7 protein-coding genes and 1 pseudogene are annotated in these 9,863 nt (G+C 70.7%); 6 read left to right on the top strand and 2 right to left on the bottom strand.

Annotation, left to right across the window (positions count from 1 at the left end; genetic code table 11):
* The first annotated feature begins 458 nt into the window (after positions 1–458).
* The 6 genes and pseudogenes from HDC93_RS19880 to HDC93_RS38545 form a co-directional block, all read left to right on the top strand.
* Positions 459–1,874, top strand: coding sequence for an FG-GAP repeat protein (locus HDC93_RS19880; RefSeq protein ID WP_185012238.1), 1,416 nt, complete (start codon positions 459–461; stop codon positions 1,872–1,874).
* A 107-nt stretch (positions 1,875–1,981) separates the two neighbouring features.
* Positions 1,982–3,406 (top strand): FG-GAP-like repeat-containing protein, encoded by a 1,425-nt coding sequence (locus HDC93_RS19875; protein WP_185012237.1) that lies wholly within the window; start codon positions 1,982–1,984, stop codon positions 3,404–3,406.
* Between the two features lie 202 nt (positions 3,407–3,608).
* Positions 3,609–3,950, top strand: coding sequence for an FG-GAP repeat protein (locus tag HDC93_RS38550; protein WP_311774583.1), 342 nt, complete (start codon positions 3,609–3,611; stop codon positions 3,948–3,950).
* Between the two features lie 307 nt (positions 3,951–4,257).
* Positions 4,258–5,268: a Yip1 family protein gene (locus HDC93_RS19865; protein WP_185012236.1), complete on the top strand. Its 1,011-nt coding sequence runs from the start codon at positions 4,258–4,260 to the stop codon at positions 5,266–5,268.
* Between the two features lie 177 nt (positions 5,269–5,445).
* The gene (locus HDC93_RS19860) at positions 5,446–6,879 is read left to right on the top strand and encodes a recombinase family protein (RefSeq protein WP_185012235.1); all 1,434 of its coding nucleotides are present in this window, start codon (positions 5,446–5,448) and stop codon (positions 6,877–6,879) included.
* 104 nt (positions 6,880–6,983) lie between these two features.
* Positions 6,984–7,109 (top strand): annotated as a pseudogene (locus HDC93_RS38545) (GNAT family N-acetyltransferase); the annotation flags it as partial.
* A gap of 1,001 nt (positions 7,110–8,110) precedes the next feature.
* On the opposite strand, the gene HDC93_RS19855 reads toward HDC93_RS38545, so the two are convergent.
* Positions 8,111–8,620, bottom strand: a complete 510-nt coding sequence (locus tag HDC93_RS19855; protein WP_185012234.1) for a phosphoribosyltransferase — start codon at positions 8,618–8,620, stop codon at positions 8,111–8,113.
* Positions 8,621–8,631: 11 nt separating this feature from the next.
* Positions 8,632–9,207: a dCTP deaminase gene (gene dcd, locus HDC93_RS19850; RefSeq protein ID WP_030846430.1), complete on the bottom strand. Its 576-nt coding sequence runs from the start codon at positions 9,205–9,207 to the stop codon at positions 8,632–8,634.
* Positions 9,208–9,863 lie beyond the last annotated feature (656 nt).

The following is a 9,863-nucleotide window of genomic DNA, read 5'->3' as shown; positions in this document are numbered from 1 at the left end:
CGTCCCGGGCCGGCCCGGCTGTCCAGGACCGGTGGTGCCATCCCGGATCGGCGGCGCCATCCGGACCGGCGGCGCCATCCCGGGCCGGTGGCGCCATCCGGACCGGCGGCGCCATCCCGGGCAGGCTGGGTCGCCCCACGCCGGCTGGGTCGTCTCCCACCGGCGAAGCCCCCAGGGCGCAGACCCGCCGACCGCCACCTGACGCCGTCGGAGCGCCCCCGGGGCAGCACCATCCGCCCCGACAGGGCCACCCGCCCGGCGAAGCACCTCGCACCACGCCACCCACCGCCCAGCACCCAGCACGCACCACCCACCACCCACCGCACCACCCCGCACCACCCAAGCCACCCACCCCCCGCGCAGCACCACCCCCGCAGCGCCCGCACCACCCCAGCCACCCGCACCCCCCGGGGCCGGCCCCCGCTCCGGCCTGGCCCCTTCCCACCCGGAGTCCCACCTTGCGCAAGCGCACCCTCCTGCTGGCCGCCACGCTCACCACCGGCCTGCTCACCACCGCCCTGGCCCCGCCCGCCACCGCCGCCCCCTCCGGTCTCGCCGGGGACTTCAACGGCGACGGATACCGGGACGTCGCGGCCGGCGCCGCGTGCGCCGACGTCGGCTCGGCCTCCTGCGCCGGTGCCGTCGTCGTGCTGTACGGCTCGGCGTCCGGTGTCTCGGCCGCCCGCAGGGCCGTCATCACCCAGAACTCCGCGGGAGTGCCCGGCACCGCCGAGGCCGGCGACCTGTTCGGCTCCGCCCTGGCCGCCGGCGACCTGGACCGGGACGGCTACTCCGACCTCGTCGTCGGCGCGAGCAACGAGAGCATCGGCGACCGGGACGGCGTCGGCTCCGGCACCGTGCTGTGGGGCAGCAAGTCCGGCCTGACCAGCGGCAAGGGCCTGCCGCAGCCGTCGACGCTCTCCGAGTACGGCAACTTCTCCCGGGGCACCGCCACCGGCGACTTCGACGGCGACGGCGACACCGACGTCACGCTCACCGGCCAGACCCACACCCGCATCTACAACGGCCCCTTCACCCGCACCGCCGGCCCGCTGAACAACCTCCGCGTCGGTGAGGTCGGCACCACCTTCGAGGTCATCGCGGGCGACCTCAGCGGCGACGGCGCGGCCGAGCGCGTCTACCCCTTCAACGTGGACGGCGACACCGGCGGCGAGATCGACTACTTCCGCTGGACCGGCACGACGTACAAGATGGCCGAGCTGCCGGACGCCGACGGCTACCCCGGTTCCATCGGCGACATCAACCGCGACGGCTACGGCGACCTCGTCCTCGGCGACCCCACGGACCCGTACGACCTCAAGCCCGGCGGCCACAAGGGCGGCCGGATCACCGTCTGGTACGGCGGCCCGGGCGGCCCCGACCCGGCGCAGCAGCCGACCGTCGTCCATCAGGACACCGCGGGCGTGCCCGGCGCGGCCGAGGCCGAGGACGGCTTCGGCAGCGCGGTGACCACCGGCGACATCAACGGCGACGGGTACGCCGACGTCGTGGTCTCCGCCCCGGGCGAGGACATCGGCTCGGCGACGGACGCGGGCTCGGTGACCGTGCTGTTCGGCTCCGCCTCCGGCCTGAGGACCGGCAGCGGCGTGAAGTCGTACACCCAGGACACCGCCGGGGTGCCCGGCACCGCCGAGTCCTCGGACCGTTTCGGTTCCGCGGTCGGCCTGACCGACGTCACCAAGGACGGCAAGGCCGACCTGGTCATCGGCGTCCACGGCGAGAACGACACCGGCGGCCTGTGGACCCTGCGCGGTTCCGCCACCGGCCTGACCACCAGTGGCGCGCAGGGCATCACGAACGGCGCCGTCTCCCTCAAGGGCAGCGTCGGCCTCGGCTCGACCGTGGCCCAGTGACGCGGCTCGACCGTGGCCCAGTGACGCGGCTCGACCGTGGCCCCGTGACGCGGCTCGACCGTGGCCCCGTGACACCCCGCCGACTCTCCTGTGAGGCACGTACACCCATGCGCACCCGCATCACCACCGCCGTCCTCGCCACGGCCCTGACCCCGCTCGCCCTCACCCTCTCCGCCCCGGCCGCGCACGCCGTGCCGGCCGCCGCCCCCTACGACTTCAACGGCGACGGCCGCACCGACCTCGCGATCGGCGCACCGGGCGCCACGGTCGCCGGGCAGGCGAGGGCCGGCGCCGTGTCGGTGGTCTACGGCAGCGCCAGCGGGCCGAAGAGCTCCACGCGCACCCTGCTGACGCAGAACACCGCCGGCATGCCCGGTGCCGCCGAGGCCGACGACGCCTTCGGCTCCGCGCTCGCCTCCGCCGACCTGAACACCGACGGCTACGCCGACCTGCTGGTCGGCACGCCGGGCGAGGACGGCAGCGACAGCAACGACGGCACGGTCACCATCGTCTGGGGCTCGCCCTCCGGCCTGTCCGGGGCCCGCTCGCTGTTCAGCTTCTTCAGCACCGACTACGACCGGTACGGCCGGACGCTGGCCGCGGGCGACTTCGACGGCGACGGGAACGTGGACGTCGCGGTCGGCTCCACCGGGCCGGTCACCCTCTCCCTCGTGAACGGCCCGATCACCAAGACCAGCGCGCCCAACGGCGGTTCGGGATCGCGCAACGACTGGTGGTCGTCCTCGAACGGCGTCACCCACCTCTCCTCCGGCGACGTCGCCGGCGACGGCCGCCCCCGCCTGGTCCTGCACGGCCGCACCGCGCACGACGGCGCCGCCGCCACCTCCCTCGCCGACATGAAGATCGGCAACTACGTCGACTGGCTGCAGAAGCTGCCCGCCGGGTTCGTCTCCGCCGTCGGCGACATCGACGGCGACGGGCACGCCGACATCGTCGTGGGCAACGACCGGGAGGCCTCCGCCGACCCCGGGGGCGCCCTCGGCGGCAAGGTCACCGTCGTCTACGGCGGACCCCACGGCCGTGACAGCGGCCGCGCCCCGCTCGTCCTCACCCAGGACACCGCCGGTGTGCCCGGCGCCGCCGAGAAGGGCGACCGCTTCGGCAGCGGCGTCTCGCTCGGCGACATCAACGGCGACGGGTACGCAGACCTGGCCGTCGGCACCGCGGGCGAGAACAGCTCCGCCGGTGCCGTCACCGTGCTGTACGGCTCGGCGTCCGGACTGACCACCAAGGGCGCCACCTCGTACACCCAGAACACCGCCGGTGTGCCGGGTGCCTCCGAGACGGGCGACCGGTTCGGCGAGCACGTCACGCTCACCGACCACACCGGCGACCGCCGCGCCGACTTGTCCGTCTCGGCGCCCGGCGAGAACGCCGGAGACGGCGCCGTCTGGTCCCTGCGCGCCACGGCGACCGGCCCGGCGACCTCCGGCTCGACGAGCTTCGGCCCGGGCACCACGGGCATCTCGACGGCCGGCACCCCGGGCTACGGCACCGCGCTCAACTCCTGACCACCACCACGTCCGACCCGACGATCCGACGACCGACGACCGACGACCCGACGGGGATCCCGATGCGCAAGCGCACCATCCTCCTGGCCACGGCCCTCACCACCGGCTCACGGCCCTGCCCGCGAAGACGGCCACCGCCGCACCCGCCGCCGGCCCCACGGCCGACTTCAACGGCGACGGCTACGGCGACGGCTACGGCGACGTGGCCTTCGCCGCCCCCTACGCCAAGGTCGACGGCAAGGGCATGGCCGGCTACGTCGCCGTGGTCTACGGCGGCGCCACCGGCCTCGACCCGGCCGAGCACACCGTGATCAGCCAGAACACCGCCGGGGTGCCCGGCGCCGCCGAGGCCGAGGACGGCTTCGGCGAGGCGATCGCCCCGGCCGACCTCAACGGCGACGGCTACACCGACCTCGCGGTCGGCCCCCCCGGCGAGGATGTCGGCGACGACGTCGACGGCGGCTCCGTCACCGTCCTGTGGGGCTCCGCGAGCGGCCTGAAGAACGGCACCACGGTGGAGCTGGGCTGCGGCTTCGCCGACTGACCGGGCCCACACGGACCGGCCCGGCCCCGGGGCGGTGTGCCACGGGCCGGACACTCCCGCCCCCTCCCGGCTCTCCCCAGCCGCTCCCGGCTCTCCCCAGCCGCTCCCGGCTCTCCCCAGCCGCTCCCGGCTCTCCCCAGCCGCTCCCGGCTCTCCCCAGCCGCTCCCGGCTCTCCCCAGCCGCTCGCGGCGTCTCCCGACGCCGCTCGGCTCCGGGAGGACCGGGCCCGGGACATGACCCGACACATGGCCCGTACGGCCGAACCCTGACACCCCACGCACACCCAAAGCCCCTTCCCCTTAAGGGATGTCACAGCTCGGCCGCAAAGCCGGGCCCGAAAGCCTGCGCCCGGCACGCCACCGCCGGGGACCAGGTACGTTCGAAGACGTGGCTGGATTCAGGATCGGACGCGGCCGGAACAACGGCGCTCCTCAGACGCGACCGCACAACCCTCCGTATGGGCAGCAGACGCCGCAGGGACCGCCGTACGGCTCCCCGCCGGCGCCGCAGCCGTACCCGCGGCAGCAGCCGTACGGCAACGGCGGCGGCCCCTCGTGGCCACAGCCCGACGCCGGGCACGGCGGCGGCTACGGCGGCCAGGGCGAGCCGGAGTACTTCGGCGACGGCGCGTACCCGCCCGGCCCGCAGGGTCCGCACGACCCGTACGCGGCGAACAACCCGGGCCACACCCAGGCCTTCTCGGTCGGCGAGGACCCCTACACGCAGGGCGACACCTACCGCGCCGGCGCGGCGGCCCCGGCTCCCGGCCCCGTCGGCCCGCGCCTGCACTGGAAGCAGCTGCTCCGGGGGATCGTCCTCGCCCCCAGCCAGACCTTCCTCCAGATGCGGGACTACTCGATGTGGGGCCCGGCCCTCGTCGTCACGTTCCTCTACGGCCTGCTCGCCGTCTTCGGCTTCGACGGCGCCCGCGAGGATGCGATAAGCGCCACACTGTCGAACGCGGTGCCGATCGTCCTGACGACGGCCGTCGCGATGGTGCTGAGCGCGTTCGTCCTGGGCGTGGTCACCCACACGCTGGCCCGCCAGCTCGGCGGCGACGGCGCCTGGCAGCCCACGGTCGGCCTGTCCATGCTGATCATGTCCCTCACGGACGCGCCCCGCCTGGTCTTCGCGATGTTCGCGGGCGGTGACGCGACGTTCGTGCAGCTGCTGGGCTGGGCCACCTGGGTCGCGGGCGGCGCCCTGCTGACCCTCATGGTCGGCCGCTCCCACGACCTGCCCTGGCCGAAGGCGCTGGGCGCGTCGGCGATCCAGCTGATCGCCCTGCTGTCGATCGTGAAGCTGGGCACGGTCTGATCCTTCTGCGGTACGAGAGAGGGGCTCCCCGCGGGGAGCCCCTCTCTCGTGTCCGATCCCGCTGGTCAGGCGTCGAGCACCTGGCCGGCCCGCCGCACGACGGGCGGTTCGACGCTCCAGGCTGACTTGCCTCAATGACGGTAGTAGTCTGGCCTGCTCAGAGGCAGGGGGCTGATCGTGGCACGCAAGGTGGGGGTTTACACCCGAATTTCGCGGGATGACGAGGGCGAGGCGTTAGGAGTCGCCCGTCAGCAGCGCGACTGCGAGCGTCTGGCGGACCTCCGGTCGTGGCAGGTCGTGAAGGCCTACGAGGACAACGACGTATCCGCCTTCAAACGCAACGTCGTCCGCGACGAGTTCGAGCTCATGCTGAAGGACCTCCGTGCTGGCCTGATCGACGGCATAGTGGCCTACGACCTGGACCGCCTTGCACGGCAGCCGCGGGACCTGGAACGACTCATCGAGATCTTCGACGAGCGCCCCCGTCTGGAGTTCGCCACCGTCACGAACGACATCAACCTCGGGACGCCGGACGGCCGGACCATGGCCCGCATCATGGTGGCGTTCGCCAACAAGTCGTCGCACGACGCCTCACGCCGGATCAAGCGCAAACACCTGGAGCTGGCCCAACAGGGCAAGGACAGTGGCGGGCCTGCGCCGTACGGCTGGCAGAGGGAGGACCGCACCAAGGTCGACTCCAAGGCGACCGAAGCCATCCGCGAGGCTCAGCGCGAAATCCTCGCCGGCGTCCGCATCGGAACCATCAGGACGCGATGGCAGGAGCAAGGCTTGGGCAACCCTCGCGCGGGCACGAAACGCATGGCTCACCACCACGTCGAGCACATCCTGACCAACCCGCGGTTGGCGGGCTACCGGACGTACCACGGGGAGATCCTGCACGGCGACGACGGCCGACCGATCAAGGGCGATTGGGAGCCGATCAACACCCTTGAAGAGTGGGAGGCCGTCTGCGCCGCGATCGCTGAGCGGAAACAGAAGCGCCCCGGCAAGTCCCTCGCGCGCAAGTACCTGCTCTCTGGCATTGCTCGCTGTGGCCTGTGCAAGACCAAGATCCGAGGGCAGATCAACCAGCGGTGGGAACCGGGCTCCAAGGCCGCGCGGTTCAGCTATCAGTGCTCGGTGGTGAACGGCGGTTGTGGAAAGGTTGGCCGAACTGGCGAACCTGTCGACGCCTTGATCGCCCAGCTTGTTCTGGAGGAACAGCGTGCCCGAGCATCGGTCACCGCGATCCAGGGCGAGCAACGCTGGCCTAGCGAGGCCGAGTTGGAGGAGGTCACCCAGGACATCGCCCAACTCATCGAGGCCGAGCGCTCCAAGCAGATCACGGTGGCTACTCTCTTGCAGCTCCTGCCCGCCAAGGAACGGCTGCGCGACGAACTGAAACTGGAGCGGGCCCGCTTCTACAAGGAGCAGAAGCAGGCCGAGGCCAAGAACGATGCGGCCGAGCTGTCCGTCGAGGAATTCTTCGCGCTGCCGGTCGAGCGCCAACAGGAGATCGTGTTGCACAGCCTCTCAGCCGTGATCATCCATCCTGCCGGGCGCGGTCGACGGAAGTTCGACCCCAGTCTGATCGAACCTGTCTGGCACTGATGATCAGGCCCGCCCGTGCAAAACGAGGGCGCGACGAACCCACTCCTCGTCCCGCTCGGGAGCACGGCGAAGGTGGGGTCTGTCAATCGAGCTTACAGTCCCCCGTCCTCGAAGGCACTGCTGTCAACGGAGGCCCACGTGTCTCGGGCTGGCTTGCCCAGCACCCTGCCCGGCTTGTCGATCACGGCTTTGTCGACGAGACCCCGAGTCCGGAACCTCTCCAGGCCTGAGCTGTTACAGGTTTCTCTACCTCATCAAGGCACCCGGCTGCGCTCCGCCGCCGCTCCTGCCTTCGGCCCGCTCCGGCGGGCTGCGCCGACGCGCGCCCACGCGTGGATAGAGCCGGTAGCCATGAGTCGATCACCGCAGACAATGCCCGCGGGTTAGAACAGTGCCTCCGGCGGGGGATCGGCCGGCACCGGGATGGAGGGGGCACCGTCCCCGACTGCGGGCCCGTAGTGGCGTGCGCGGGGAGCTCCCATCCCGTACGCCATTGACCCAGGCAGAGCCGAGCAGACGCGACCCATGGCGTCCAGGTCGTTCGTACAGTGGCGCGCTCCACCTGGACGCCATGAACCACGCCCGCTCCACGGTGTGTGGGTCGACGGCGTACGGGATGGGAGCTGGGGAGAGTGGGGATAAAGGCAGTGGGATCGTTTAGGCAGAACCGGGTGACCCTCCTCGATAGCCAGCTAGGGCCTGCAAACGGGGCGATGTAGGCTACCCAAGCCTCCCTGGGTAGCAAGATTGCAACCCGAGAGTGCAATATTGCATTGCAACCTGGGAGTGACGAGCCCTTCACGCACAGGAGCCCCACCTCGGCGGGTAAGGCCTAGGTAGGGCCCGTGGGTGGAGTATCGAAGCGGGTCCGGCCGAGCTGCGATTGGCCGGACCCGTTTCTTGTGGTCCGCCATCAGCCGGCTCCTTCTCCGACGTACAGCGCTAGCGCGCCAACTGCTCCACACAGCCTGCGAGTGCCGTAATCGCTGTGAGGATCGCGATCATGATCTCGGCCTTCGTGAGGCTCCGACGCGGATCACGTTCCGGCTCTTCCGGCTTCCGCAGTTCTGCCATGTCACACTTCCAGTCCGGTCGTGCTAACCCCTGGCGTACTGGGGTCTTCGGCCCTTGGGTCCGAAGCTCGGGATGGACCGGAAGTGGACGGCAGTAAGCATATCTGTCGGCACTGACACTCCCGGGGTCTCCGGGGGAGCACCGACACCGAACTAGTTCAGAGAGCCTCCCTGTTGGGCTTAGCGGCCTCCCCCGACCTATGTACTGGAGGCAACACACTCCACGGGAAGTTGATCCAGTCGTCGGTGCGCTTCCACACGTACTCGCACTTCACGAGCGACTGGGACTTCTCGTAGACGACGGCGCTGCGCACCTCGGCGACGGTGTCGAGGCAGAAGTCGCGCACCAGCTTGAGCGTCTTGCCGGTGTCGGCGACATCGTCGGTGATCAGCACCTTCTTCTGCGAGAAGTCGATCACGTTGGGAACGGGCGCGAGCATGACGGGCATCTCGAGGGTCGTCCCCACACCCGTGTAGAACTCGACGTTCACCAGGTGGATGTTCTTGCAGTCGAGGGCGTAGGCGAGCCCGCCGGCCACGAAGACACCGCCGCGGGCGATGCTGAGGACTATGTCGGGCTCGTAGCCGTCGTCGGCGATGGTTTGCGCGAGCTCGCGCACGGCGCCGCCGAACTTCTCGTAGGTCAGGTTCTCCCGCACTGCGCTCATGCTGTTGTCGCTCACACCTGGGTCCGATGGAAGTTGAGGAAGGAGCGGGAGGCGGTCGGCCCGCGCTGCCCCTGGTACCGGGACCCGTACCGCTCGCTGCCGTACGGGAAGTCGGCGGGCGAGCTGAGTTTGAACATGCACAGCTGCCCGATCTTCATGCCCGGCCAGAGCTTGATGGGCAGGGTGGCGAGGTTGGACAGCTCCAGGGTCACGTGCCCGCTGAAGCCCGGGTCGATGAACCCGGCGGTGGAGTGCGTCACCAGTCCCAGGCGTCCCAGCGAGCTCTTGCCCTCCAGCCGGGAGGCGAGGTCGTCGGGCAGGGTGATGACCTCGTAGGTGCTGGCGAGGACGAACTCCCCGGGGTGCAGGATGAACGGCTCGTCGCCCTCCGGCTCCACGAGCCGGGTCAGGTCGGCCTGCTCGATGGCGGGGTCGATGTGGGGGTACCGGTGATTCTCGAACACCCGGAAGTAGCGGTCGAGGCGCACATCGATACTCGACGGCTGCACCATCGATTCGTCGTACGGGTCGATCCGCACCCGCCCTGCATCGATCTCGGCCCGGATGTCTTTGTCTGAGAGAAGCACGCCCCGAGGATACGCAAGGCGCGCGGAGCGACCACAACCGGACGTCTCCGCGCGCCTTGTGCCTGTTGCCTACTGCTTGTCCGTTACCGCACCGGCCGTGCCGTCACTGCAACCATGGCCACTGCGGCTGCCGCTGCTGTCGCCGCTACCGCTTCTGACAGCTGACGGGCACCACGCTCCGGAGCCGCGCACATCGCGGGCACCGAAGCAGCCGCCCGGGGCCGAGCCGCTCGGCCTGCTGCATCGGGAACGAAGCGGTGCTGAACACGTGCCCATCGGCACAACGGACGACGGTGCGCTCCATCAAGTCCCAGAGTCCCTTCCCCAGAGCCGCGTCTGGCTGCTGCTTGCCTGACGACAAAAGCCACAGTACGGGATCAAAGGGACGCCCCTCCAGGCGGCACTCCGGTCCCGCCCGGACCCTCTCACGCGCCACCACCGTACGCCCCAACTCCGTTCCCCCGCAGCCGCATCCCATCCCTGAAACGCCCTCAGGCCTCGCGGCGCAAACGCCGGAGGCCTGGCATGAGACGCCATCCGCTTTCCGAACGTGATCGTTTAGTTCGGGCTGGGTGGGCATGAACTCCGGTTGGCGGCGGGAGAGATGGGCGTGGTTCGTCCGTTCGTCTCGCTTGTGGAGGTGGCTGGTGCCGTCG

The organism is Streptomyces sp. AK010 (assembly GCF_014207295.1).
Lineage (GTDB): Bacteria > Actinomycetota > Actinomycetes > Streptomycetales > Streptomycetaceae > Streptomyces > Streptomyces massasporeus.
Note: the sequence above shows the minus strand (reverse complement) of the source record. Positions and strands in the feature narration are given on the sequence as shown.

Excerpts from the sequence above, each read along its gene's own strand:
- HDC93_RS19865 (WP_185012236.1), top strand. The coding sequence starts at position 4,258 with ATGTCACAGCTCGGCCGCAAAGCCGGGCCCGAAAGCCTGCGCCCGGCA.
- HDC93_RS19875 (WP_185012237.1), top strand. The coding sequence starts at position 1,982 with ATGCGCACCCGCATCACCACCGCCGTCCTCGCCACGGCCCTGACCCCG.
- HDC93_RS19855 (WP_185012234.1), bottom strand. The coding sequence starts at position 8,620 with ATGAGCGCAGTGCGGGAGAACCTGACCTACGAGAAGTTCGGCGGCGCC.